Source organism: Bradyrhizobium pachyrhizi (assembly GCF_001189245.1).
GTDB lineage: Bacteria > Pseudomonadota > Alphaproteobacteria > Rhizobiales > Xanthobacteraceae > Bradyrhizobium > Bradyrhizobium pachyrhizi.
This window is the reverse complement of the sequence record NZ_LFIQ01000105.1, coordinates 179633-203893: the sequence shown is the minus strand read 5'-3', so window position 1 is coordinate 203893 and position 24261 is coordinate 179633. Positions and strand designations below refer to the sequence as shown.

Below are 24261 nucleotides of genomic sequence, written 5' to 3'. Positions count from 1 at the left end.
GCGGAGATACGACCCGTGCCTCAATTTGCCGCCAATCTCACCATGCTCTTCAACGAGCTGCCGTTCCTCGATCGGTTCGCTGCCGCCAAGGCCGCCGGCTTCAACGCAGTCGAGTATCTATTTCCTTATGACTTCGAAAAGGGCGCGTTGCGCGAGGAATTGGCGCGCTGCGGGCTGACCCAGGTGCTGCATAATCTTCCGGCCGGCAACTGGGCCGCCGGCGAGCGTGGCATTGCGATTCTGCGCAATCGGGTCGATGAATTTCGCGACGGCGTGGTGCGCGCAATCGACTATGCAAAGGCGCTGGATTGCCGGCAGCTGAACTGCCTGGTCGGCATCGCGCCAGCCGATACGGATAGGGCAGACCTGCAGGAAGTCCTCGTGTCCAACCTGCGCTTCGCTGCCGGCGCGCTCGCCCAGCACGGCATCAAGCTCCTGGTCGAACCGATCAACACGCTCGATATTCCCGGCTTCTTCCTGAACCGTACGGAACAGGCGGTGCAGCTGATTTCCGAGGTGGGCTCATCCAATGTGTTCATCCAGTACGACATCTATCACATGCAGATCATGGAAGGTGACATCGCGCGGACCCTGCAGAAGCATCTCGGCCGGATCGCGCATGTCCAGCTCGCCGACAATCCGGGGCGTTATGAGCCGGGAACCGGCGAAATCAACTACTCCTATCTGTTCAAGCATCTTGACAGCATCGGGTATCGAGGCTGGATCGGGTGCGAATACAAGCCGCGGACGACCACGCTCGAAAGCCTCGGCTGGCACGCCGCACAGACTTTCGTGACCTAGAGGTTTTTCCGTTCCGATTGAATCGGGACGGAGCTCTGGAATTTTATTTGACGCGTTTTCTTCACGCGAGCCGAGAGTCGCTCGCCGGAAAAACGCCTTCACCCGGCTGACAGGGAGCAACGACAATGAAAGACATCGGATTCATCGGACTTGGCACTATGGGACGTCCGATGGCCGGCCACCTCCTGGCTGCCGGCTATCGTCTGTTCCTGCACGACGTCGTACCTGTTGCGCCCGAGTTGATCGCGGCCGGCGGCATCGCTTGCGAGTCTGCCAGGCAGGTGGCGCAGGAAGCGGACGCCGTGATCATCATGGTACCGGACACTCCGCATGTCGAAGCCGTGCTGTTCGGTCAAGGCGGCGTCGCGGAGGGTATCTCCAAAGGCATGATCGTGACGGATATGAGCTCGATCTCTCCGCTGGCGACGAAGGAGTTTGCACGCTGGATCGATGCGCTCGGGGCCGACTATCTCGACGCGCCGGTCTCCGGCGGCGAAGTTGGCGCAAAGGCGGCCAGCCTGACTATCATGGTTGGCGGGCGGGAGCGCGCGTTCAATGCGATGAAGCCCCTGTTTGAAACGATGGGGAAGAATGTCACGCATGTCGGCGGCAATGGCGACGGCCAGACCACCAAGGTTGCGAACCAGATCATCGTGGCGCTGACCATAGAGGCGGTGAGCGAGGCGTTGCTGTTCGCCTCCAAGGCGGGGGCCGACCCCGCGCTGGTGCGCCAGGCGTTGATGGGTGGCTTTGCGTCGTCCCGGATCCTTGAAGTGCATGGCGATCGCATGCTGAAGCGCAATTTTGATCCGGGCTTCCGCATTGAGCTGCATCAGAAGGATCTCAACCTCGCGCTGGAAGGCGCGCGCGCGCTCGGCTTGTCGCTGCCAGGCACTGCCGCCGCCCAGCAGCTGTTCAACGCCTGTACCGCCCTCGGCGGCAAGAGCTGGGACCATTCCGCTATTCTGAGAGCGCTGGAGGTCATGGCAGGCCACGAGGTTGCCGCTGCCTGAGCTCCATAGGAGGGCGGCGCAGGACGTCAGGAGGTACCTGTCGGCTTGGACATTGCTGAAAGCGCGCGTCTCAGGGCAGTGGCGGCGACAACGCCTGCGCAGCAGCCGGCGCCTTTGACGAATATGTCTTTTATGTAGCCATGCCTGCCGGCGAGCAGCTTTTGAATGAGTTCGAAGCCGACAATGACGGCAAGCAGTGCCAGCAGGATTGGCAGGACATGCTTCGGATAGGCGAGCGAAAAGACGGCTCCGACAATGAAGAGCGCCGCAAAGCGATCGGCGTTTGGCGATATCAACGTGTGGGGACGAAATGCCAGCGTTGTATCGGTGACGATGAAGAGGCCCAGGATCAAACCCCAAGCCAAATATCGGAATACGGTTTGGGGCATTTCTGAGCTCAACGGGCCATGCCGCCGGGCGCGACATTGAGCGGTGCGCCGCCAATCGAAATGGGACCCGAAGGCTTGGCGGCCCGAGGCGGCGGTTTTCTCGGCTGCGGGGTAGTTGGCGCTATCGGGGCACGCGGCACCTCGGCCGTAACAGGTGGCGGCGGCGCTGCCGGCGAGGGCAGATGCTGCAACTCTTCGACCTTCGAGGTCAGGACCGCCAACTGGTCGGTAATGGCCTTCAACTGCGCCTGGCCGTCGGCTACCGACCGATCGAGTGCGGCGAGGTCTTCCTCGAGCTTCTGTTGGGCCGCGAGGAGAGTTGGCAACGCCTCCTTGTCGCTCGTCGTCATCGCTCCGCCGGACGATTCGTGGCTTATGGCGGGGACCAATGCCGCGACTTCGGGCCAAGCGTAGACGCTGCCGGCGCCGACAAGGGCGACGACGACGATCAGAAGAAACCACGGCCAGCGGCGGCGACCGGCGGGCAGGGGGCTGTTCGGCGCATGGCCGTGCCACGCCTGGTCGGAATCGTTGTCCATCAATGCTTCCTAGGCGCCTCTGGCATTCGTTGCAATCGATACGGAGTTCGACCATGTTACCGGGTAATGCTTCATTTGCCCGTTCCCCCCTCAGCGCCTACCCGTACTTCCCAACTCCTCGAAGAACTCGTCGCGCAAGCACCTGACGGCCCCATCGACCTCGAATGGCTCCTCAGCCATCTGGACAGGCGCTCGTTCGGGCTGCTCCTGCTGTTGCTGGGGCTGCTTGTGATCGTCCCCGGCGTGGCCACAATTGCGACGCTGGCCCTCCTGTTTCCGGCGGTCGAGATGATGTTGGGGCACAGTGCTCCATCTTTTCCCCGCTTCCTGTCGAAGCGGCCGTTCGACTTCAAGCGATTCAAGCGCTTCACCGTCAGGGCGGGTCCGCTGCTGCGCGCGATCGAGAACATCAGCCGGCCGCGCTGGAACGCGCGCCATGACGTGACTGACCGGCTTGTTGGGCTGGTCGTGTTCCTGTTGGGTCTGTTGGCGGGCTGGCCCCTGCCTCTGGTCAACGTCATTCCCGGGATTGTGGTCGTCCTGATCGCGATCGCTTACCTGCAGCAAGATGGTCTGCTGTTGGCCGTGGCAATGGCGGCCGCGGTGATGTCCCTGCTTGGCCTTGGATGGACGCTCTGGACGTCGGCCGCGGCCGTGATCAGCTGGATCGCGATCTGAAATACCGCGGCAAGTCGCGGGGTAGATGCGCTACAGGATCGATGAAGCTTAAGACATTGGTTATCACTTTGCTTTCATTTTCACCGCCTCATTCAACAAAGAGGCACCATGTCTGACATCACCATTCCCGGCGGAAAAATTCGTTCCTTCATCGAGCGGATCGAGAATCTGGATGCTGAACTGCAGGAACTGAACGAGCAAAAGAAGGAAGTGTTTTCGGAAGCCAAGGGTGAGGGTTTCGACGTGAAGATCCTCAAGGAGATCGTCAAACTGCGAAAGCAGGATCAGGATGAGCGCGACGAGCGCGAATCGCTGCTCGATCTCTATATGCGCGCGATGGAAACGGCACCGGCCGACAAGGCTGCTGCGAAAGCGGCGTGAGACGCCCGATGCGTTCCCCGCGATCGACATCCGGGGGCGCGCGATCTCTCGGCGGACGAACTTCCCAAGCTCGTCCGCCCCGTCCCATCAACCATTCGCGCGGCGTTGGTCGCACCTTCCGTTCATGATTGCGTCTTCCGGTCGGATCGAAGTAGCGCTCGATCGGGGTTGATGCGGCGATACGCGGTTGAACCGGCAATCCAAGGTCATCGCGACGCTTTGGCGCCCCGCGCCATGGTTCGAAAGGTGATCGAATATCTGGGGGCCTCGACCGGCGGAATGCTGTGCTCCCATATCTGCCGTGCATCACCGGTCATCAGATAGAGCGATCGGGGCGCCGCATCGAGCGTGAACCGCTCCCATCCGCTTTCCGTCCGGCGTCGGAAGCGGAACTTGCATGCGGATCCCAGGGACAGTCCGACAATCCTGTCGAAATGCGGCTTGTCGCGGTGCCAGCCGATACCGACGCCGCGATCATACTCGGTGCACAGGATCTGCCCGATCTCGGTCGACGCGCCGCCGAAGGATTGGATCGCAGCGACGATGCCGCTTAACCAGGAGGGGATCGGTTCGGCACATTCCAGTCGGCGCGACCCATAGTCGTACCGGAAACCGAACGAAGCCACGCGGCGCTTGCCTTCGAACTGTCCGAACTGGAAGGGGGCAAGCGGAAGTGCCCGGATGTGGCTGATGAGTTCGCCCTCGGTCGCTTTGGACATGAAATCCGGCGCGTAGTGCAGACCCGCCGGTCCTGCGGCGGGCCCATCGAACATCGACAATTGCTCGGACAATCTGGTGCCGTCAGTGTTTGCGAACCTGTCACGCATATGGGCGCGCCGAGACTGAATTTAAACCGGCCGTCAGGTCACTCGGGTTTCCACCTGGCGCGGCTTCGATGGGAAGACGGCGTCAACGCGCGGTCGCGGCATTCTCTTTCGCCACGATCTTTAGGCCTTGGCCAGGAAGCGACCGCCGCTACGTCGTCGGTTCGTCCCTCGCCACGGCTGATGGCGCTGTGAGGCCCAGTCGACCTCAGGCGGCAAGCACTCAGGCCTAAATGTATCCAATATCGACGCGTCGGCTTCAAGAAGCTGATCAAACTGAGGAAAGTGCGCTTCGATTGGGCGCAGCCGATTGTGCGTATATCTAAGTATTTGCAAATAGTTAATTGATGTTCAGGTGTAAGCGCATCCTTGGGTCGAACTGGTTGCTGTCCAAATCTTGGATACGGAGATTGACTTCTGGATACATTCTGTTCAATTTCGACCCACAATAAAATCAATCCTGGGAGGACCCGGTGACCGGCAGTTCGGGCGCGCGCGGGGCGAAATTGACGCAGACGACGGCCGTGCTGGTGATGTGCGCGGTCCTGATCGTCATTTTTTCGATCTTCCTGAAGGGCTTCCTGACGCTGGGCAATGTGTTCGCGCTGGCGCGCAACATTTCGATACTCGGCATTCTCGCGCTCGGCATGGCGGTCGTCGTGATCGGACGTGGACTCGATCTGTCGCAAGTCGCCTCCTTTGCCGCTTCGACCGCGATCGCGATCATCCTGATGAACTCGGGCTACGCGACGCCGATCGCGCTGCTGATCGGCTTCGTGATGGCGTTCGCCATCGGCATCCTGAACGGGTTTCTGATCTCGGTGATCGAGATGCCGCCGCTGTTGACGACGCTGGCGTCGAGCCTGGCGGTGCTGGGGATCGTGCGCACCACAGCGGTGCAGCACTATGTCGTCTATCTTTCCAAGGGGCATGACGAATTCCTGCGGCTCGGCGGGAACATCTGGGGCGGCGTTCCGATCTCGATCCTGATCTTCGCGGCCACCGCGGTCGTGGTGCATCTTTTCCTGTCGCGCACCGTGATCGGGCGCTTCGTCTATGCCCATGGCGACAATCCCGACGCCGCGCGTCAGACCGGTCTGCCGACCCGCCCGCTGACCATGATCGAGTACGCGCTATGCGCCGCGATCGGGTATGTCGGCGGTGTCGTGATGGTCGCGCAGACGGCGCTGATGCATCTCCAGGTCGCGGAATCGACGATCATTTTCGACGTCATCATGGTTGTGGTGCTCGGCGGCGTCAGCCTCGTCGGCGGCCGCGGCAACGTGATGAGCGTCATCGCCGGAACATTGCTGATCGGCGTGCTGCTGAACGGCATGACCATCATGGACATGGACGTGCAGACCCAGAACATCGTCAAGGGAGTCGTGCTGCTGATCGCGATCCTGCTCGATTCCCGGCTGCATCCGCGCGACGAGGAGACGTCGAAGCAGGGCGATTAAAGCTCTGTATCAACCAACGGGCCGCAACAGTCGGCCGACATAACAGGGGAGGAATTGACATGACGAAAGCTGTGCACAGAAGGGCGTTCGCCGGCATCGGACTGGCCGCGATGGTGGCAACCGCCGCACTGGTGGCGGCCCCATCGCAGGCGGCCGGACCGCGCGACCAGCTGCGCGAGAAGTTCGACAAGTCGCTCAAGGGCAAGACCGTGGCCTGGTCGCCGGTCTGGATGGGCGTTCTGGAATCCGAATGGACGCGCGTGATGAAGGATCGTTTCGACGATTACGGCATCAAGCTCGTCACCCGCGACGCCAACATGAAGTCCGACATCCAGCTTCAGACCGTCAGCGACTACATCAACGACAAGCCCGACGTGATCGTGGTGCAAAATCCGAACGTCACGCTGCTCGCCAAGGAGCTCAAGCGTGCGATGGACGCCGGCATCTATGTCGTGCAGGTCAACATGGCGTCGAATACCCTGACCGATGCCTATGTCGGCGTCGATGCCAAGGATCTCGGCACCAAGATCGCGCGCGAGGTCATCAATCAGTGTGGCGGCGGCAAGGGCTCCGGCGAGGTTGCGATCCTTGAAGGCGAGGCGACCGCGGCCTATTCGCTCGACATGAAGAATGGCGCGATGGAGGTGTTCAAGACCGACCCGTCGATCAAGGTCGTGTCGTCGCAGCCGACAAGCTGGGACGCCAACAAGGCCGGCGATATCACGACCACCGTGTTGCAGCAGCATCCCAAGCTGTGCGGGATCCTCAGCGTCTGGGGACCGCAAACCGCGGGCGCGGCGCAGGCGATCAAGGCCGCCAACATGGGTGACAAGGTGAAGGTGTTCGTCGCCAGCGACGGCCAGCCTGCGGATTGCGATCTGCTCGAGCAAGGCGCGTTCTCCGCGAACCTGTCGTATCGCGCCGACGTGCAGGGCCAGACCATCGCCGACGCGGTGATTGCGCTGTTGCAGAGCGGCGACAAGCCGGGCGCGAAGAACATCGCCTATTACACGACCCCCGCCTGGGTGAAGTCGAAGGATGATCGCATGTACTGCTTCAGCATCCCGAAGGGCGCGAAGTAAGTCGTTTCGGCGCCCGCGCCCACCGCGGCGCGGGCAAGCCGGAGCTGTCGATCCCAATCCCCTGCGTCGTCCCGCCGTTCGGCCGCTCCGCGCCGAGCCCGCCGGAGTCTGTTGATGAAGAGCCTGCAACGAGCCTGGCACCGCCACTCGCCCCAGTTGTTCCTGGGCGAACTGCTTGAGAAGCGCTGGATGGAGCCGATCATTCCATTCACGCTGACGATCGCGGTTTTCCTGGCCTTCGCCATCATGATCCCGCGCTACCTGACGGCGGGCAGCCTGCAGGAACTGATGCGGAATTTCGCGGAGCAGGGGATGGTCGCGGTCGCGATGGCCTTCTCCGTGCTGTCGGGCGGCATCGACCTGTCGGTCGGCGCGGTGTTCGCGATGTCGAACTTCCTCGCGCTCTATCTGTATCTCATCCTCGGGCTGCCGCTGCCGGTGACCATCGTGCTTGTCGTCCTGTTCGGCGCGGCGATGGGCGCGATCAACGGCGGCCTGATTGCCTACGGCAAGACCCGGCCGTTCCTGACGACGCTCGTCGTCCTCATCATTGTCCGCGCCGCCTACAACAAGGTGACGGTCGCGTTCACGAACGAGCTCGCGAGCATCGACAGCGGGTCCAGTACCTGGGACTTCATGGGATCGGGGAGGGTTCTCGGCATTCCCTTCAATATGCTGGTGCTGATCCTGCTTGCGGTCGGAACCCACTTCTTCCTCACCCGCATCAAGCCCGGCGTCCACATCATGGCGGTCGGGTCGAGCCGCAAGGCGGCCCGCCACGCCGGCGTCAACGTCAAGCGCGTGCTGTTCTCGGCCTATGTGATGTCGGGCGCGATCGCGGCGCTCGCGGGAATCCTCTATGCCGCGCGGCAGAGCAGCTCGGGCACCGACACCGGCGTCGGCTGGGAGATCAACGCGCTGGCCGCGGTGGTTCTCGGCGGCATCAGCCTGGCCGGCGGCCGCGGCACCATCGCGCGCGCCGTCATGGGCGCGGCGATCATCTTCATGCTCACCAGCGGCATGGTCCGGCTCGGCATCTCCGGCAACCTGACGACCGCCATCATCGGCATCATCCTGCTGCTTGCGGTCGGATTCAACGTGAAGTGGGTCAAGAACAAGGGTAAGGTGCTGCAAAAGGTCTATGTCACCCCAAGCTGGGTTGATTTCGAGCCGCCGCCGTCGGTCGAGCGGGGCAGCGGCACGCCGTTCGCGGAGAACGATCGCCTGAAGAACGCGGAAGCGATCGCGCTCAACATGATCGAGGGCCCGGAAGACATCATCCTTGACCGCAAGGACAACCTCTACACCGTCAACCGCAACGGCTCGATCATCCGCTTTCTCGCGCCTGACTATACCGTGCGCGAGGAGTTCGCACGCATCGGCGGCCGGCCGCTCGGGTTGGCGTTCGATCGGGATCAGAACCTCCTTGTGTGCATCGCGGGCATGGGCGTTTACGGCGTGAAGCCCGATCGCTCGGTCTTCAAGGTCACCGACCGCACCACGCGCACGCGTACGCGCCTCAAGGACGACTCGCGGCTCTATCTCGCTGACGATCTCGACGTCGCGCCGGACGGCAAGATCTATTTCAGCGAGGCCTCAACCCGCTATGAACTGACCGACTGGGCGCTCGACGGCTTCGAGGGGCGCGGCAACGGCCGGCTGATCTGCCACGATCCGAAGACCGGCACCACCAGGACGGTCCTCAAGAACCTGACGTTCCCGAACGGCATCTGCATTTCGCATGACGGTCAGTCGGTGCTGTGGGCGAGCACCTGGCTATGCCAGATCAACCGCTTCTGGATCGCCGGCCCGAAGGCGGGCACCAGCGAAATCCTGATCGACAACCTTCCGGGCTATTGCGACAACATCAACCGCGCCTCCGACGGCAAGTACTGGCTCGCCTTTGTCGGCCTGCGTACGCCGGTCTACGACATTGCGATGCGCAACCCTGTTTTCCGCACCCGCATGGTCAAGCAGATCCCGCCGGACGAGTGGCTGTGTCCGGGCATCAACTACGGCTGCGTGGTCAAGTTCGACGACAACGGCGCGGTGACGGAATCGCTCTGGGATCCAGGCGGGCTTTCGCATCCGACCATCACGTCGGTCCGTGAACACAAGGGCTATCTCTATATCGGGGGCTTGGAGAACAACCGCATCGGCCGCATCCGCCTGCAGGACGCCGACCCGACCTGGGAAGCGCACAAGTCCTATTGGGGAGGGGCCTGAGCCATGTCTCTGCTTGGCGATATCATCGATCGCGTGCTGTCCCCGAACCGGGAAATTCACGGCATTCCGGTGCTCGACGGCGCCTTCTCGCCGAACCAGCGGCTCGATCAGGCCCGCCGGCTCGGCGACGAGATCGAGCGACCGGACGACATCGCGCTCGGGCAGGACGGTGCGCTCTACGTCTCGACCGGCAACCGCGTCCTGCGTTGCACGGGAGACGACTTCAACACGCGCACGGCGTTCGCGACGCTCGACGGCCCGGTCGGCGGGCTTGCCTACACGCCGGACGGCCGGCTGCTCGCCTGCGTCTCTGGCGTGGGGTTGGTGGCGCTTTCGCCAACTGGCGAGATCGCCGGCAAGCTCGAAAGCGTCGGTGGTGAGAAGATTGCCTGCCCGTTGTCGGTGACGGTCGCGCCGGACGGGGCGATCTACATGACCGACGGCTCGCGAAACAATCGGGCAGAGCATTGGCTGACCGACCTGATGCAGAACCGTGCCCCGTCGGGCCGGCTCATCGCCTGCAATTCCTCGCTCGGCAGTGCGAGCGTGCGTGCGGACAAGCTCGCATGGCCGCTCGGCTTGGTCGTATCCGGTGACAGCAAGGAGGTCTGGGTCGCCGAATCCTGGGCCCACCGCCTGACCGCCTTTTCACGTGCGGGTGACGACAAGCGCGTGATCGTCAAGAATCATACCGGCTATCCGGCGCGTCTTGCCCGAGGCGCGAACGGTGAGGTCTGGATGGCCTTCCTCGCGCTGCGCACGCAATTGACCGAATTCGTCCTGCGCGAGCGGGCATTCTGCGAAGAGATGATGCGGACGGTGCCACCTGAGCTTTGGATCGGGCCGGCGCTGGATGGCCGCCTCAATCCGCGCGAACCGACCCAGATCGGCCGCATCAAGAAACTCGGTATCCAGAAGCCGTGGGCCCCGCCGCGTTCCTATGGCCTTGTCGCCCGGCTCGACGCCAGGGGCACGGCGACCGAGACGCTGCACAGCCGGGTCGATGGTCGGGTTCATGGAATAACCGCCGTCCGCCCGATCGGCTGGCGTGTGCTCGCGGTGTCCAAGGGACGCGATTGCCTCGTCGAACTGCCGCCTGGTCGCGGCATGCAGGAAGGATGAACGCCATGCCGGCGGAACAACAGGCAGGGACCCCGCTGCTTCGGATCGTCAACGGCAGCAAGGTCTATGGCGGTCTGCACGCGATCGACGGTGTCAATTTCGATCTGCGGCCGGGCGAAATCCACGCGCTGCTGGGGGAGAACGGCGCGGGGAAATCAACGCTCTGCAAGGCGATCGCCGGTGCGATCGTGCTGACCTCCGGTGACTACCTGATCCAGGGACGCAAGGTTTCGTTCGCGTCGCCAAAGGAAGCGCTCGAGGGTGGGGTCGCGATGGTCTACCAGGAATCCAGCCTGGTCCCCTCGATGACGGTGGCGCAGAACCTTGAACTCGGTATGGAGAAATGGGTCACGGTCTACAGCAAGATCAACATTGCGGCGACCCAGTCGCTGCAATCGATGAACTTCAACGTCGACCCGCTGGTGCTGGTGGAGAATCTCGGAACCGCCAAGCGGCAGATGGTCGAAATCGTGCGTGCGGTTCGCCACAACGCCCAGGTCTTCATCTTCGATGAGCCGACCGCATCGCTGACCCCTGAAGAGACCCAGCATCTGTTCCATCTTCTCAACACCCTGAAGGAGAAGGGCGCCGGGATCATCTTCATCTCGCATGCACTGGAAGAGGCATTGAACATCGCCGATCGCATCACCGTGCTGCGCGATGGCAAGCTGGTCGCCACCGTACCGGCGAAGGACGTCACGCGGGACGCACTCGTGCGGATGATGGTTGGCCGTGAGGAAACGGCAGCGCAGTACGCGACCCACGGGGCTGATCCGGATGCGCCGAAGCCGCATGCCTCCCGCGGTAAGAAGGTGCTTTCGGTCGAGAACGTGACGATGGGCAGCATCGTCAAGAACATGTCGTTCTCGGTGTTCAACGGAGAAGTCGTCGGGATCTTCGGGCTGGTCGGGGCAGGGCGCTCCGAGATCGCGCAGATCGTCAGCGGCGCGCGCAAGCGCAACTTCCTGCGCGGCGGGATGATCTATCTGCGGGACAAGCCGGTCCGCTACCGGGTGCCGCGGCAGGCGGTGCGCGACGGAATCGCCTATATCACCGAGGACCGCAAGGTCGACGGCTTCTTCGAGACGATGACGGTGGATCAGAATATCTATCTTGGCTATCTGTCGTCGCCGCGCGTCAAGCGGTTCCTTTACTCCACGCGCGAGATGAAACGGATCGCCGATCAATGGATCTCGGCGCTCTCGATCTCTGCATTGAAGCGGACGCTGAAAATTGTCGAATATTCCGGCGGCAACCAGCAGAAAGTCGTGGTGGGAAAGTCTCTGTCCCAGGAGCCTACGGTGGTCATCTTCGACGAACCGACGCGCGGTGTCGATGTGAGCGCCATTCCACAAATTCACGAGGCGATTCGCAGGCTGGCGCGCGAGAACAAGGCGGTTGTCGTTATTTCTTCCTATCTGCCGGAGATTCTGGCTATCTCGGATCGGATCCTGGTCGCTCGTGGCGGACGTATCGTCGAGGAAATGGCTCGGGCTGATGCGACCGAGGACAAGATCATGTACGCGGCCATTCATTGAAGGAGGGCCTTTCATGAGTCCTTATCAGCGGCCTCCCCATTGGAAGGACATGACGAGGGACGGCAATGAGGACGACCCGGAGTCCGGTCGCCTGATGAGCGAGAGGATCGCAAGCGAGATTCGCAGCGCGGTGCTGAGCGGCGAGATGCGGCCAGGCACGCGGATTCGGCAGGAGCTCCTTGCGGCTCATTTTGGAGCAAGCCGCATTCCCGTGCGCGAGGCGCTGAAGCAGCTCGAGAACGAGGGGCTCGTCGTGATGGCGCCGAACCGTGGCGCCTGGATTGCGGACGTCAATTCGGAAGAATCGATCGAGATCTACAAGATTCGTGAAGCTGTCGAGCCGCTCGCCATCGGCGAAAGCGTTCCAAATCTGACCGACGAGGATATCGAGACGCTTGACCGCATTGTGCGCGAACTTGAGCAGGTCACGACGCTCGAGGAATACATCCAGCTCGATCGGGAGTTCCATCTGCGGACCTATTCGCGGGCGCGGATGCCGCAACTGCTTGCGATGGTCGAACGCTTCTGGAACAGCACGCAGCATTTCCGGCGGCAGTTTGTGAGCGAGACCTACGCCAAGGACGGGTTTCCGTTCTCCGATCCCCAGCATGTCCTGATCATGGACGCGATCCGGGCGCGCGATGTCGAAGCTGCACAGGTGTTGGTGCGCCTCCACATCCGGCGCACGCGCGTTGTTATTCAAGCAAAAGAGAGTGGGGCGGCCCAGCCGCCCCTTGCAAGCCGTGCCGCGCTTCCGCATGCGCGTCTCGGCTCGGTCTATCGAGGAAAAAGTGCCAATGAGTAGTGGCGGCGAACGTCTTTTGCCACGGTTCCTGCTGCGCCAGGTGGCGGCGGCGGACCATAGCGGCCGCCGGACCGGACGGGGCTGCCATCGTTACGACCCTGGTGGCGAGCGGCGATGACGGTCGGCCTGGATTCTGTGTCGCGGGCGCGCGCTTACGAGGAAGCCGCGGGCCGGCTGCGCGCGCGGCTCGGCGAATCGTCGATCGCTCCGCCCGATCCTGGACAGCGGACGGCGCTCGATCTGTTTCGTGCCGCGCCGCACGAGGCGCCGGCGGTGTTCTATTTCGATGCGACGCAGACCTATGCCGATATCGATCGGCTGAGCGACCGGCTCGCCGCCCGCTTCGCGCAAAAAGGAGTCGGGCGCGGCGATCGGGTGGCCGTCATTCTTCAGAATGTGCCGCAGTTCGTCATCGTCAGCGTGGCGGCCTGGAAGGTCGGGGCCATAGTCGTCAGCCTCAACCCGATGTACCGCACGCCGGAGCTTCGCAAGCTGTTCGGGGATTGCGAACCGAAGGCGGTGATCTGCCACGACGATCAATGGGAGAACGTTTTTCCGGCCGCCGGTTCGGTCGATTCCGGGCTGGTGTTCTGGACCGGCGCTCGGGAATTCCAGACGCGAAACGACGTCCGGGTGCTGCCGGTGCCGGGCGCAGCTCCGCCGGCCCAGGCGCTGGCGACGGTTTTCGCCGAAAATGCACCCGCACCACCGGCACCAGTTCTGACTTCCGACGACATCGCCCTTCTCTTGTATACCTCTGGAACCACGGGCGTTCCAAAGGGCGCCATGCTCACGCATCGCAATCTGGTGGCGACCGCGTTGATCTGTTGCGATCATTTCGAATTGAACGGCACGTCGCGCATCTTTGGGGTCGCGCCGCTGTTCCACATCACCGGCTTTGAAATCCAGATGGTCGCGGCGTTTGCCGCGCGTGCGGCGATGGTGCTGACCTATCGCTTCCAGCCCCAGATCGCGCTCGATGCCTTCCTTGAATGGCGGCCGACATTCATCGTCGGTGCCATCACCGCGTACATCGCGCTGATGAACCAGGCTGACGCGACGAGCGGGCATTTCGAAAGCTTCGTACATATCTATTCCGGCGGCGCGCCGATCGCGCCCTCGGTCATCGATGCCTTTGCGAGTCGGTTTGGACGGGCGATCCGCAGTTCCTATGGAATGACCGAACTGACCTCTGCAAGCCATCTTGCGCCCAACGAAGGTCGAATTCCGGTCGATCCTGACTCAGGCGCGCTGTCGATCGGCAGGCCGACTTCGGGCGCCGATGCGATCGTCGTCGACGACGAGCGCCGCCCGCTGGGACCCGGCGTGCATGGCGAGGTGGTTGTGCGTGGCTCAGGTGTGATGGCCGGCTACTGGAGGAAGCCGGCGGAAACCGACGAGGTGCTGACCAACGGCTGGCTGCATAGCGGCGACGTCGGCTTCTTTGACGAGAGCGGCTGGTTCTACCTCGTGGATCGCAAGAAGGACATGATCTCCGCGTCCGGCTTCAAGGTCTGGCCGCGCGAAGTCGAAGACGTGATCTATGGCTTTCCGGGCGTGCGCGAAGCAGCCGTCGTCGGCGCCGCCGATCCCTATCGTGGCGAGACGGTGGTCGCCTTCGTCTCCGCTCAACCCGGCATCGTGATCGACGTTGCCGCGCTCTCGCACTTTTGCCGCGAGCGACTGGCGGCCTACAAGTGCCCGGTCGACATTCGCGTGCTGGACGATCTGCCGAAGACGGAATCCGGAAAAATCACCCGAAACACGCTCAGGGACGGCCTGCGCGGCCGGTAAGGAGAATCTACGTGGATATCACCCAAAGCGAGCGCAGCCAGCAACTGGCCGCGGGTCTCCAGCGCTTCATGATGGAGCACATCTACCCGAATGAGCGCCGATACTATCAGGAGGCCGAGCGGCTCGGGCCCTGGGCTGTGCACCCGGTTGTCGAGGAACTGAAGCCGCGCGCACAACAGGCCGGCCTGTGGAACCTGTTTCTGTCCGCTCACGAGGACGGGCTGACCAATCTCGAATATGCCCCGCTATGCGAGATCATGGGGCGTTCGCATCTTGCTCCCGAGGTCTTCAATTGCAGTGCTCCTGACACGGGCAACATGGAGACCATCCTGCGCTACGGTACGGAGGCGCAGAAGGAAAGCTGGCTGAAGCCCTTGCTGGCCGGCGAGATCCGTTCTTCCTTTGCGATGACGGAGCCCGACGTTGCCTCGTCTGACGCGACCAATGTGGCCAGCTCGATCGTCCGTGATGGCGACGATTACGTGATCAACGGTCGCAAATGGTACACCACCGGCGCCACCGATCCGCGATGCAAGATCATCATCTTCATGGGGCAGACGGATCCGCAGAATCCGGATCGTCACAAGCGTCAGTCGATGATCCTCGTGCCGAAGGAGACGCCCGGTGTGCATGTCGTCCGTTCGCTGCCCGTGCTCGGCTTCTACGGCGTACCGGATCGTGCATCCGAGGTGATATTCACCAATGTACGCGTGCCGGCCGCCAACATGCTGCTCGGTGAGGGGCGTGGGTTCGAGATCGCGCAGGGGCGGCTGGGACCCGGACGCATTCATCATTGCATGCGGTTGATCGGCCTCTCCGAGCGCGTGCTCGAGCGCATGTGCCGGCGCGCGCTGAAACGCGTCGCCTTCGGCAAGCCTCTCGCCGAGCAAACCGTGACGCTCGAGCGCGTGGCCGAAGCGCGCATGAAGATCGACCAGGCGCGGCTGCTGACGCTCAGAGCTGCCTACATGATGGACACGGTCGGCAACAAGGCAGCGCGGCAGGAAATCGCGATGATCAAGGTCGTTGCGCCGAACATGGCGCAGACCATTGTTGACTGGGCGATCCAGGCGTTCGGGGGAGGCGGCACCAACAACGACCATTTCCTTTCGGCAGCACTCGCGACGACTCGCTTGTTGCGACTGGCCGACGGCCCCGACGAGGTCCACCGCAACCAGATCGGCAAGCTCGAATTGCGCCGATGGCTCAATGTCGATCCCGTACGAACCGGCGGTGGCGCGGATCCGTTGTCGCCCGATGAATCCGAATCCTGGTCCGAAGGCGGCCTGTGGCCGCGCCCGAAGGATTTGCCATAGGCGCGTTGGGAAGGGGCTGGAGCCGGAGGGCATCGGCTCCAGCGATGATCAACAAAAGGAGAGTTGTGAGCGATCTCACAGGGGGACGTCGAGTCCTGCACTAGTCAGGAATTTCTCAGAACCAACGGAGGTTCGCGTGAAGCTCCTGATGATCGCCGGCCTGACCGCCCTCGCGCTTTTTCTGGCTGCGACGAATGTCCCGAGATCGCATCCATCGTCCGTCAGCCACACGTCAGCGGCGGGGATGCCCGCTGTGCAAGAACAAGACAAACTGCCGGTCGAAGATTTCGACGATCGATCGCTGGTGTTTCCGAGGGGAACTCAGCAATAGAGAGAAATGGTGCCGTCGCATCCGAACGCATTGCGGTTCGGGACGAGCGGGCCGGAAATCGTCTGGCGTTGAACGGCCCGACGCGTCGGACGATTTGTCCGCGTGCACAACTGTCCCCTCGCGGGCGGTATTTCAAAAGCTCATGAAGATCGGGTTGATCCCAGCGGGATCGTCGACATGTCCCGGGAACTGAAACGGCGCACGGTGGCGATCGACTATCAGGATTGCCAGAAGGAGCGCTAAGACGGCAACGATGTAGATCAGCAGTGGCGACGCGTCCCGGGTGGCGGGATTGCGATCCCGCGGCGGCAATACGCGAAAGTGCCAAAAGCGCGAGATGAACTGCAGATATGCTTTCGGATGTATTTGCATGTTCGACCTCGATTGTGAGGCGCCTTTGCCAAGACTGCGACCGCGTGGGCCGCCCTTCAAGGCGCCGCTTGTCGCACCCCGAACCGAATACGAGCTCCCTTGTTGACTACTGGTGAAATGGGCACGTTGTTGCCAGGGGCCAAGCCCGTCGCCCACAGACACGCCAGATTTCCAGAACGATCGCCGGTGGGGCCGATGGACGCCAGGGGAGCACTTTGGCCGGGCAGCAAAAACGGGCAGAATGGCCCGGGGGCTTCGCTGCGAGTGTCTCCGACGGCCATGGATTTGATTTTGCGTCTCGCCACGTTCCTTGTGACGGCATCGCTGCTTCTTGCGCTGCAACCCGCGCAAGCGCAATTGGCCGGACACGGCGGACCTGTCCGCGCGATCGCCGTTTCAGGCGACGGCAGGACGGTTCTGTCGGGCAGCTTCGACACTGCGGCGATCCGATGGTCGCTGGCAACCGAGTCTGCGGAGCAGGTCCTTCGATTCCATTCGGGTGCGGTGAATGCGGTCGCCTTCCTCGGCGATGGAAGAATGGCAACGGCGGGTGCGGACGGCCGGATTGCGATCTGGACGTCGGGCCGGCCGCAGCCGGACCGGGTCTTCGCAGACCATACGGGACCCATCGTCGGGCTCGCCGTTTCGCCCGATGCATCGAGGCTCGCATCGGCCTCGTGGGACCATACCGTGCGGCTCTCGTCGTTGTCCGACGGGGGCTCGCGCGTGCTGCAAGGTCACTCGCAAAACGTGAATGGCGTGGCCTTTGCCCCCGACGGACAATCGCTGGTGAGCGTGGGCTACGATCTGACGGTGCGGATCTGGCGCCTGCCGGACGGCAGCGCCGAGGTCGTCACGGTGCCGTTGCCGCTGAATGCCGTGGCCATCTCGCCTGACGGCGAAATCGTCACCGGCGCAGCGGACGGCAAGCTGCGCATGATGTCCGCCGAAGGCAAGGCAAGCGGCGAGGTCATGGCCGGTGCCACGCCGATCGTCGCCTTGGCGGTCTCGCATGACGGCGCCTTGATCGCCGCGGCGGCCATTGACGGCACGGTGGCGATCGTCGATCGCAAGGCGCGCAGCGTGCTACGCACGCTCGCCGGGCTGGGCGGGCCGGCTTGGTCGGTGGCATTCCTGCCCGATGGCGTGACGCTCCTGACCGGCGGCGCCGACGGCAAGATCAGGCGCTGGAATGCACTGACCGGCGCGGCGGCCGGATCGAACGTGGTGGGCACGCCGGGGGACCCGCTCGCCGGCTTTGCCGGCGACCACGGCGCCGAAGTCTTCAGGGCCTGCGTCGCCTGCCACACATTGTCGGAGACGGAGGTGCAGCGTGCCGGTCCGACGCTTGCCGGCCTGTTCGGTCGGAGGATCGCCTCGCTGCCGGGCTATCGCTTCTCCGACGCACTCAAGAGGATGGACATCGTCTGGACGCCGGAGACCGTCTCAAAATTGTTCGAGATCGGGCCGAACGCCTATACGCCCGGCACGAAGATGCCGGAGCAGCAGATCGGCTCGGCCGAAGATCGCCGCGCGCTCACGGACTTCCTGGCGCGCGCGACGTCGAAATAGCCCGATTGGCGCTAGCCGCCTTGCGGCGTCCTCAAGCGAAGGCGTCACGCCGCGATATGAGGCTCTAATATCCCGGCCATTGCTCCACTGGAATTTTTGTCAGCTCCGGGTTCTCCTTGAGCATGTGAGCGATATTAATGCTGGGATGTTCCTTGAGCGCCGCCACGACGCACTGGTTGACGTATTTGCGGCGGGACAGCCACTTGATCTTCTTGCCCTTCGCCTCGGCCTTGCAGGCGACGACCGCCTGCTTGAGTGCAACCTTTTCGGCTTTGGTAAGCGTGGCGGCCACGACGGCTGTGCCGCCAAGGACCGTGGTGACAAGGCACGTCGACAGAACCTTCATGAATCGAGGCATGCGGCTAGTCCTTGTTCTCGCGTTGACGCAGGTAGTCATCCGTCGTCCGTGGTGGCGCGCGTTCCGGAACGTCCTGGATCGGATCGAACTGTTGTTCGCTCATGACAATGACCCGGCAATCGGCGCACATCCGCAAGGCATCGGTCCGCCGGTCCCCGGCAGGGTACATCCAATGCCGTCCCTCGAGTTTGGTCGCGATCCGATCGATCGTGCTCTTGACGCCGAATGGCGTGCCACAGCGAATACACAGGGCCGGTTCTTCTTCCTTGATCACCCGCGCCGGCGCGCGTCTTGCCCGGAAATCGATCTGCGGGGTGAGCCGGATGACTTTTTCAGGACAGGTGCTCTGACACAAACCGCACTGCACGCAGGCGTCTTCCACGAATTTGAGGACGGGGCGGTCCGGATCGGCGCGGAGCGCGCCGGTTGGGCAGGCCGAAACGCAGGACAGGCACAGCGTGCATCCGCCGATGTCGACGGTGATCGCACCGATCGGTGCCCCCTCGGGCAAGGCGATCACGTCAACCGGCTTGGGGGCGAGGCGATGCAGTTCGCTCAAGCCGAAGCGAAGCAGATCGCCGCGCTTGCCGACCGTCAGGAAAGTCGCGGGATTGTCGAGACCGGCGAGGGGGCCAATCCCCGTCAGCTGCTCGGCCAGAGTGTCGGGATCGTCGGTTTCGATCGTGCTCACGCGGCGGCCGTCAAATCCGAGGCCGGCGAGAATGGTCTCGGCCATCCGGATCGTCTGCAACGAACCGGTCACGTCGTGTCGTGGCTTGGCGCGCAGGAGGAGCCGCACGGCGGCCGCGCCATAGGCGAAGGCCCCGATGATGGCTTCCAGGCCGACCTGCGTCAGCTCGTTGACAACGAGGGGAAGCACATTGGCCGGTAATCCGTCGCCATGGCGGGCGAGCGCATCGATCAGCGGCGTGCCGTGCTGGCTGTCATGCAGCAGCAGGACCGGATGCGTTCCGCCGGCCTCGCGATAGGCGCGCAACATGGCGCGGAGGATCTGCAACTGGGTATCGGCGGGTGGCAGCGCGTAGGATGCCGCTCCCGTGGGGCAGGCGGCCGCGCATTGCCCGCAGCCTGCGCACACCTCCGCGTTGATTGCGACATGGTCGCCGTCCGGCGTGATCGCGCCGGTCGGGCACAAATCGAGGCAACGATGGCATCCGGTCAGCTTCGAGCGCGAATGCGCGCACAGACTGGGTGTGAAGTCGACATATCTCGGCTTGTCGAAGCTTCCGACGAGATCGCGGGCCGCAAGCACCGCACGCAGCACGGCCGCGGGATCTCCCGGATCCGCGCGGAGATAGCCGTCCCGCAGATCGTGTGCGGGAAACAGAGGCGGCTCGCCGGAGAGGTCGAGCACGAGATCGCAGCGCGAGATCGCGCCGTCGCGCGGGGCTTCGAACTCGAAGCGGGCGCGTGAGGACGGGCGTGGCTGGGCGTAGTCGTCGATCGTGAGCTCGAAGCCGCCAAAATGCCCCCGTGCGTTGCGGATCGTGCCCTTCACGATCGGGAACACGGCTGCGGCAGGCGGCACGACGTCCGCCGGCTTCCTGAGCATGACCGTGACGTCCAGATGGTCCGCCAGCAGCCGGCCGGCCTCGATCGCGGCCTCGTCGCGCCCATAGATCAGGATGATGCCATCGCTCGACAATGTGACCAGCGGATAGTCCGGCGCGGGAACCGCCGCCGCAAGCAGTGCCGCCATCTTCGGGCCCGCCTTCGCGCCGTCGCGCGACCAGCCTGCCGTCTCGCGGATGTTGACGAAGCTGATCGGGCCAGCGCGTTCGCCCATCTCATTGGTGAACTGGCCGGCCTGCTGCGTGCAGGCGACGGTCAGCGAGCCATCGGCCTTCGCGGCGTTGCGGAAATGTTCGAGCTCCGCGCCGCAGAGATGACGATGGCTCCTGATCTCGCAGTTGGGACATCCACGCTGGATCGCGGCCACGTCAAGGCGCATCGTGTCTTCACACGAGCAGATCAGGACGGTCTTCGCTGGCTGCTCCAGGTCGATCCCTCCGCGGGTGCGGCGCCGTCTTACGGACTCGCGCCATTCCTTCACCTCGTATAGATATTCACTATCGGGAAGAAAAGGAAAGTGGAGGACCTTGCGGTCGACCCGAACCAGCCGGGTCTCCGTGGCGGAAGCGATCCATCTGCCGCCGCCATTCACGCTCGTCCGGTTGCGTGAGAGCGGAGACGCCTTTGCTCACGCTTGCCGCATTGCACCTAAAGGCGGTGCCGGCACGCTGGTGTGCGTCGGCCGGTTCGATCTTGCCGAATTCGCCGTGGTGCTCGAGCCGGGCGAGCCCTTGGCCACCGCGCGGCGCGCCTTCTATGCGGGCATGGTCGCGCTCACCGACGCTCTGCGCGCCTATGCGCCGCCGCACAAGACGGTCGCGATCGGCTGGCCCGACACCGTTGTGATCGACGGTGGGCTGGTCGGCGGCGGACGGATGGGATGGCCGAGGTCCGCGCGCGAGGACGAGCCGCCTGCCTGGCTGGTGTTCGGCGCCATGATCCGGACGGTGGCAATGGCCGATCAGGGACCCGGCGTCCATCCGCTCGCGTCCGCGCTGGATGAGGAGGGGTTTGGCGAAGCGGGAGCCGTGCAGATGACCGAGAGCTTTGCCCGGCACCTGATGCGGGCGATCGATAGCTGGCAGACCGATGGCTTTGGCGGCCTCGCGCGCGATTATCTCAGCCGGGTTCCCCGCGAGCGGCGAACCGTGCTGCGGATCGATGACGGCGGCGATCTCCTCACGCGCCGCATTGGTGCCGACAGGATTGAACGCAGCGTACTCGTCAAGGCGCTCGGAATGCCGTCCTGGTTCGATCCGAAGCTCGGAGGGCCGCGGCTGTGAAACTGCTGCGCAGCATCGCGCTCGATCCCTCCGACACCTTCGTATTCGATGTGGCGGCCGAGCCCGGCGAATGGGCGGTCTCCGGTGCCTTCCGCTTCTGCGACCAGGATCCGACGAAGCTGACCGGCAAGGCCCGCGTCGCGTTCCGCAGCGGCTTCCTCGGGGTGCAATCCTGGGGCTGGTCGACGCTGGCGCAGATCGTGCCTGCGACCGAGAACGATTGCAGCGCGCTGATCGACCGCCTCGCCAGGCAGCTCGTCGATCGCTTCGGTGCGCCGGATCTGGCGACCGCGCGGACGGCGGCGGAAGAGGAGGTCGCCTTCGTGCAGTCGCTCTGCAACCATCCGGTCAGCTCGCTCATTGCCGTTCACCGTTCGGTGAGCGACGGCGAAGTCCGGGAGTCGTTCCGCAGGCTGCAACTGCGCCAGGGTCAGGGACACAGCAAGGCGTTCTCGTTCATGGAAGTCGAAGACGATGTCGAGCCTGACGGTGATCTCAAGATTGCCGATATGAGCGGGGAGCCGCGGCACCGATGAATGATTTCTGGATCGCGTGTGGCCACCATCTGCTCGATCGCGACGAAAGCGGCGGGCTTTGCGTCACCGACGAGTTCCTGAAGGCCTATTTTGCTCGTCCGGAGCTGATTCCGCCGGACGAAGCATGCCCGGTCGAGCGGCGGCTGCACCACGCACTGCTCGCGGCTCCCCGCAGGCCGGTCGGCGCGGAAGAGATTGACGCGATTGTCGATGCGGATGCCCGGGAGAACTGGCGGCTCGTGCTTGCCTTCCGCGACCTCCTCGTGCGGCATCCGACGCTGGAGCAGGCCTATCTTGCAACCGTCCGGTCCGGGACGAACGATTTGCCGCCGCTGTTCGTCAATCAGCTTGTGCACGTGATCCTGCGCAATGCGCTCGATGGCTGCGATGACCCGTTCGTGCTGCGCGCAGCCGAGCTGTTCTTCCGCCCGCAGCGCATCCTGCCGCAGGAGCAGGCCCTGCTGCTCGGCGATGAAGAGGTCGTCGGTGGACAGACTCCGACCCCGGTGCTCTCGCTGATGTCGATGCTGGGGGCGGTGACCGATGCTGAGCTCGACGTCTTGCGCGAGGACAATGCCGGCGACTACTGGCGCCGGAGCGATCAGTTCGACATGGCATTCGACCTCACCGCAGGCGGCCGCGGGCCGGCGGCGCTGGCGCAGGCGATGGCGCGCTGGATCTCCCATCTGCTCGGGATCGACGTCAGCATTGAGCCGCTGCGCGAGCTGCGTGATGCACGTCTCACCTGGTATGTCGGGCTCGACGCCGACGCGACCAGGCTCGGCGACCGTCTCTGGCATGGCGAGCAGCTCGACGACCGCAGCGCCGGACGTGTGCTCTCCTTGTTCCGCCTGACGTTTGCGGAAACGAGCGCGGCCGCAGACGAGACGCGGGGCGAGCCGGTCTATCTCATTCTGTCGATGAACGCCGATCAGAAGCTCCGGATGAAGCCGCAGAATTTGCTGACGGGGCTGCCGGTCAAACATCTGGAGATGGCGACATGAGCCCGGCTGCGCTGCCGCTTGTGCGCGTCCCCGTCGGCGTTGTGGTCGAGCGGCACCAGGCGGATTCGCCGTGGACCGACTTTGTCTGGCGCGCTGTCGCTGTGTTGCCCGACGAGCCGGACACCAAACCCTGGACGGTGCTTCGCGAAGAGAACGGGACGACGCTGTTTTATGCCGGCAGCGCCACGGTCGATCTCTATGGTTCCGAGACGGCGCGCTATCGCGACAATCTCGCCTCGGGCAGTCCGGCCATCTGGACCGTCTTGTCGCCGGCGGAAGGCGCCTGGCCCTATTCGGTGGCTGCCGCGACCGCCGATCCTTCGGAGGGCGAGGCGTTCACGGAGGCCGGTGCGAACCTGGTCGAGGCCGTTCCCATGCCGGAGATGCTGCGTGAGCAGATTGAAAGCTTCATTGCCGAGCACCACGTCGAACGGGAGTTCTTCAAGCGCAAGCGACGGCAGGCCGATCCGGAGGCGCTCGCGCGCCGGCAGCATGAAGGCGGACACGAATGAGTGAGGACAAGTTCCTGGCGCGCTGGTCCCGCCGCAAGCAGGAGGCAAAGGCGAACGCCACGCAACCGGACCCGGCAATGCGCGACGACATGCAGTCGCCGCCGCCGGCCGTCAAAGACGACGACGCGGAGTTCGACCTTTCGAGCCTGCCTTCGATCGACTCGATTACGTCGGCGACTGACATCACGGCGTTCCTGCGCAAGGGAATTCCGCAGGAGCTGACGCGTGCGGCGCTTCGTCGCGCCTGGAGCGCCGATCCCGTCATCCGCGACTTTGTCGGGCTTGCCGAGAACGCCTGGGACTTCAACGATCCGGCCGCGATGCCGGGCTTTGGCCCGCTGGATTGCTCCGAGGCTGAGCTCACCGCGCTCATCGACAGGATCGTCGGCGGCCTCGGCAAGCCGGCCGAGGCGCCGCCTGCGCGTTCGGTTGAAGTCGCGGATTCGTCGCAGGAATTGCGCGAGGTCGAGTTGCCGGGCATCGCCACCGAAGAAGCCGCGACCACGGGATCTGCACCTGATCCTGCTGCAACGCAACGAACGCTCGCCGAAAGCTCCGACGGCGAACGGGTGTCGGTTGAGCGCCGCACGCACGGCAGTGCGCTGCCTCGCTAGGGACCGCGACGAAAGGCCATAGCTTCAGACTATGCGAGCTGATTGACCCCCCGTTGGGCCGGGACTAGGCTTCGCTAGCGCTTTGTAAGAAAAGCAAAATCAGCACCCGGGACTTGGA

25 protein-coding genes are annotated in these 24261 nt (G+C 63.7%); 19 read left to right on the top strand and 6 right to left on the bottom strand.

Annotated elements, in window-relative coordinates; translation table 11 throughout:
- The first annotated feature begins 15 nt into the window (after positions 1-15).
- Together hyi and AKL29_RS27020 are read left to right on the top strand one after the other, a co-directional pair.
- Positions 16-801 (top strand): hydroxypyruvate isomerase, encoded by a 786-nt coding sequence (gene hyi / locus AKL29_RS27025; RefSeq protein WP_028334107.1) that lies wholly within the window; start codon positions 16-18, stop codon positions 799-801.
- Positions 802-926: 125 nt separating this feature from the next.
- Positions 927-1814, top strand: coding sequence for a 2-hydroxy-3-oxopropionate reductase (locus tag AKL29_RS27020; RefSeq protein ID WP_028334108.1), 888 nt, complete (start codon positions 927-929; stop codon positions 1812-1814).
- Positions 1815-1840: 26 nt separating this feature from the next.
- On the opposite strand, the gene AKL29_RS27015 is transcribed toward AKL29_RS27020, so the two are convergent.
- Both AKL29_RS27015 and AKL29_RS43000 read right to left on the bottom strand, forming a co-directional pair.
- Positions 1841-2203, bottom strand: coding sequence for a hypothetical protein (locus AKL29_RS27015; RefSeq protein ID WP_063779950.1), 363 nt, complete (start codon positions 2201-2203; stop codon positions 1841-1843).
- Positions 2204-2211: 8 nt separating this feature from the next.
- A complete protein-coding gene (locus AKL29_RS43000) occupies positions 2212-2742 on the bottom strand; it encodes a hypothetical protein (protein ID WP_050386257.1) in 531 nt (176 codons plus the stop codon).
- A gap of 66 nt (positions 2743-2808) precedes the next feature.
- Here AKL29_RS43000 and AKL29_RS42995 point away from each other — a divergent pair, with 66 nt between their 5' ends.
- Positions 2809-3420, top strand: a complete 612-nt coding sequence (locus tag AKL29_RS42995) for an exopolysaccharide biosynthesis protein (protein ID WP_028334109.1) — start codon at positions 2809-2811, stop codon at positions 3418-3420.
- 108 nt (positions 3421-3528) lie between these two features.
- A complete protein-coding gene (locus tag AKL29_RS27000; protein WP_016842183.1) occupies positions 3529-3801 on the top strand; it encodes a DUF2312 domain-containing protein in 273 nt (90 codons plus the stop codon).
- 206 nt (positions 3802-4007) lie between these two features.
- Here AKL29_RS27000 and AKL29_RS26995 read toward each other — a convergent pair whose 3' ends face one another.
- Complete coding sequence (locus tag AKL29_RS26995; protein ID WP_346283734.1) at positions 4008-4592, bottom strand: alpha-ketoglutarate-dependent dioxygenase AlkB; 585 nt, start codon at positions 4590-4592, stop codon at positions 4008-4010.
- 506 nt (positions 4593-5098) lie between these two features.
- Here AKL29_RS26995 and AKL29_RS26990 point away from each other — a divergent pair.
- The 9 genes from AKL29_RS26990 (at position 5099) to AKL29_RS26950 (ending at position 16299) form a co-directional block, all read left to right on the top strand.
- Positions 5099-6085: an ABC transporter permease gene (locus AKL29_RS26990; RefSeq protein ID WP_050386255.1), complete on the top strand. Its 987-nt coding sequence runs from the start codon at positions 5099-5101 to the stop codon at positions 6083-6085.
- A gap of 59 nt (positions 6086-6144) precedes the next feature.
- Positions 6145-7167, top strand: coding sequence for a sugar ABC transporter substrate-binding protein (locus AKL29_RS26985; RefSeq protein WP_028334112.1), 1023 nt, complete (start codon positions 6145-6147; stop codon positions 7165-7167).
- A 114-nt stretch (positions 7168-7281) separates the two neighbouring features.
- On the top strand, positions 7282-9393 hold the full coding sequence (locus AKL29_RS26980) for an ABC transporter permease (RefSeq protein WP_050386254.1): 2112 nt from the start codon (positions 7282-7284) through the stop codon (positions 9391-9393).
- 3 nt (positions 9394-9396) lie between these two features.
- Positions 9397-10515 carry an SMP-30/gluconolactonase/LRE family protein gene (locus AKL29_RS26975; RefSeq protein WP_050386253.1) on the top strand — a complete coding sequence of 373 codons (1119 nt, stop codon included), beginning with the start codon at positions 9397-9399 and terminating at the stop codon, positions 10513-10515.
- Positions 10512-12053, top strand: coding sequence for a sugar ABC transporter ATP-binding protein (locus AKL29_RS26970; protein ID WP_050386252.1), 1542 nt, complete (start codon positions 10512-10514; stop codon positions 12051-12053). The genes AKL29_RS26975 and AKL29_RS26970 overlap by 4 nt, the downstream gene beginning before the upstream one ends.
- The gene (locus AKL29_RS26965; RefSeq protein ID WP_347336995.1) at positions 12013-12858 is read left to right on the top strand and encodes a GntR family transcriptional regulator; all 846 of its coding nucleotides are present in this window, start codon (positions 12013-12015) and stop codon (positions 12856-12858) included. Before AKL29_RS26970 ends, AKL29_RS26965 begins: the two co-directional genes overlap by 41 nt.
- Before the next feature lie 114 nt (positions 12859-12972).
- On the top strand, positions 12973-14652 hold the full coding sequence (locus AKL29_RS26960; RefSeq protein WP_050386251.1) for an AMP-binding protein: 1680 nt from the start codon (positions 12973-12975) through the stop codon (positions 14650-14652).
- Between the two features lie 11 nt (positions 14653-14663).
- A complete protein-coding gene (locus tag AKL29_RS26955; RefSeq protein WP_082190722.1) occupies positions 14664-15968 on the top strand; it encodes an acyl-CoA dehydrogenase family protein in 1305 nt (434 codons plus the stop codon).
- 136 nt (positions 15969-16104) lie between these two features.
- Entirely contained in the window at positions 16105-16299 is a 195-nt protein-coding gene (locus AKL29_RS26950) for a hypothetical protein (RefSeq protein ID WP_050386250.1), read from the top strand.
- Positions 16300-16431: 132 nt separating this feature from the next.
- On the opposite strand, the gene AKL29_RS26945 is transcribed toward AKL29_RS26950, so the two are convergent.
- Positions 16432-16671, bottom strand: coding sequence for a hypothetical protein (locus AKL29_RS26945; protein ID WP_050386249.1), 240 nt, complete (start codon positions 16669-16671; stop codon positions 16432-16434).
- A 279-nt stretch (positions 16672-16950) separates the two neighbouring features.
- On the opposite strand from AKL29_RS26945, the gene AKL29_RS26940 reads away from it, so the two are divergent.
- Positions 16951-18243, top strand: a complete 1293-nt coding sequence (locus AKL29_RS26940; protein WP_050386248.1) for a c-type cytochrome — start codon at positions 16951-16953, stop codon at positions 18241-18243.
- A gap of 64 nt (positions 18244-18307) precedes the next feature.
- Here AKL29_RS26940 and AKL29_RS26935 read toward each other — a convergent pair whose 3' ends face one another.
- Both AKL29_RS26935 and AKL29_RS26930 read right to left on the bottom strand, forming a co-directional pair.
- Entirely contained in the window at positions 18308-18589 is a 282-nt protein-coding gene (locus AKL29_RS26935) for a hypothetical protein (RefSeq protein ID WP_050386247.1), read from the bottom strand.
- Positions 18590-18605: 16 nt separating this feature from the next.
- Positions 18606-20573, bottom strand: a complete 1968-nt coding sequence (locus tag AKL29_RS26930) for a 4Fe-4S binding protein (RefSeq protein ID WP_050386246.1) — start codon at positions 20571-20573, stop codon at positions 18606-18608.
- Between the two features lie 148 nt (positions 20574-20721).
- On the opposite strand from AKL29_RS26930, the gene AKL29_RS26925 reads away from it, so the two are divergent.
- The 5 genes from AKL29_RS26925 to AKL29_RS26905 are packed head-to-tail and all read left to right on the top strand — an operon-like array spanning position 20722 to position 24143.
- Positions 20722-21477 carry a biotin/lipoate--protein ligase family protein gene (locus AKL29_RS26925; RefSeq protein ID WP_050386245.1) on the top strand — a complete coding sequence of 252 codons (756 nt, stop codon included), beginning with the start codon at positions 20722-20724 and terminating at the stop codon, positions 21475-21477.
- Positions 21474-22013 carry a DUF6505 family protein gene (locus tag AKL29_RS26920; protein ID WP_050386244.1) on the top strand — a complete coding sequence of 180 codons (540 nt, stop codon included), beginning with the start codon at positions 21474-21476 and terminating at the stop codon, positions 22011-22013. The genes AKL29_RS26925 and AKL29_RS26920 overlap by 4 nt, the downstream gene beginning before the upstream one ends.
- The gene (locus AKL29_RS26915) at positions 22010-23017 is read left to right on the top strand and encodes a DUF6352 family protein (RefSeq protein WP_050386243.1); all 1008 of its coding nucleotides are present in this window, start codon (positions 22010-22012) and stop codon (positions 23015-23017) included. Before AKL29_RS26920 ends, AKL29_RS26915 begins: the two co-directional genes overlap by 4 nt.
- Positions 23014-23529, top strand: coding sequence for a DUF3305 domain-containing protein (locus AKL29_RS26910; RefSeq protein WP_038381924.1), 516 nt, complete (start codon positions 23014-23016; stop codon positions 23527-23529). The genes AKL29_RS26915 and AKL29_RS26910 overlap by 4 nt, the downstream gene beginning before the upstream one ends.
- Positions 23526-24143 (top strand): DUF3306 domain-containing protein, encoded by a 618-nt coding sequence (locus AKL29_RS26905; RefSeq protein ID WP_050386242.1) that lies wholly within the window; start codon positions 23526-23528, stop codon positions 24141-24143. The genes AKL29_RS26910 and AKL29_RS26905 overlap by 4 nt, the downstream gene beginning before the upstream one ends.
- Positions 24144-24261 lie beyond the last annotated feature (118 nt).

Bases quoted from the DNA above. Each gene is read 5' to 3' on its own strand.
- AKL29_RS27020 (WP_028334108.1), top strand. From the start codon at position 927: ATGAAAGACATCGGATTCATCGGACTTGGCACTATGGGACGTCCGATG.
- AKL29_RS27015 (WP_063779950.1), bottom strand. From the start codon at position 2,203: ATGCCCCAAACCGTATTCCGATATTTGGCTTGGGGTTTGATCCTGGGC.
- AKL29_RS43000 (WP_050386257.1), bottom strand. From the start codon at position 2,742: ATGGACAACGATTCCGACCAGGCGTGGCACGGCCATGCGCCGAACAGC.
- AKL29_RS42995 (WP_028334109.1), top strand. From the start codon at position 2,809: ATGCTTCATTTGCCCGTTCCCCCCTCAGCGCCTACCCGTACTTCCCAA.
- AKL29_RS27000 (WP_016842183.1), top strand. From the start codon at position 3,529: ATGTCTGACATCACCATTCCCGGCGGAAAAATTCGTTCCTTCATCGAG.
- AKL29_RS26985 (WP_028334112.1), top strand. From the start codon at position 6,145: ATGACGAAAGCTGTGCACAGAAGGGCGTTCGCCGGCATCGGACTGGCC.
- AKL29_RS26980 (WP_050386254.1), top strand. From the start codon at position 7,282: ATGAAGAGCCTGCAACGAGCCTGGCACCGCCACTCGCCCCAGTTGTTC.
- AKL29_RS26975 (WP_050386253.1), top strand. From the start codon at position 9,397: ATGTCTCTGCTTGGCGATATCATCGATCGCGTGCTGTCCCCGAACCGG.
- AKL29_RS26970 (WP_050386252.1), top strand. From the start codon at position 10,512: ATGAACGCCATGCCGGCGGAACAACAGGCAGGGACCCCGCTGCTTCGG.
- AKL29_RS26965 (WP_347336995.1), top strand. From the start codon at position 12,013: ATGCGACCGAGGACAAGATCATGTACGCGGCCATTCATTGAAGGAGGG.
- AKL29_RS26960 (WP_050386251.1), top strand. From the start codon at position 12,973: ATGACGGTCGGCCTGGATTCTGTGTCGCGGGCGCGCGCTTACGAGGAA.
- AKL29_RS26945 (WP_050386249.1), bottom strand. From the start codon at position 16,671: ATGCAAATACATCCGAAAGCATATCTGCAGTTCATCTCGCGCTTTTGG.
- AKL29_RS26940 (WP_050386248.1), top strand. From the start codon at position 16,951: ATGGATTTGATTTTGCGTCTCGCCACGTTCCTTGTGACGGCATCGCTG.
- AKL29_RS26935 (WP_050386247.1), bottom strand. From the start codon at position 18,589: ATGAAGGTTCTGTCGACGTGCCTTGTCACCACGGTCCTTGGCGGCACA.
- AKL29_RS26930 (WP_050386246.1), bottom strand. From the start codon at position 20,573: ATGCGCCTTGACGTGGCCGCGATCCAGCGTGGATGTCCCAACTGCGAG.
- AKL29_RS26915 (WP_050386243.1), top strand. From the start codon at position 22,010: ATGAATGATTTCTGGATCGCGTGTGGCCACCATCTGCTCGATCGCGAC.
- AKL29_RS26910 (WP_038381924.1), top strand. From the start codon at position 23,014: ATGAGCCCGGCTGCGCTGCCGCTTGTGCGCGTCCCCGTCGGCGTTGTG.
- AKL29_RS26905 (WP_050386242.1), top strand. From the start codon at position 23,526: ATGAGTGAGGACAAGTTCCTGGCGCGCTGGTCCCGCCGCAAGCAGGAG.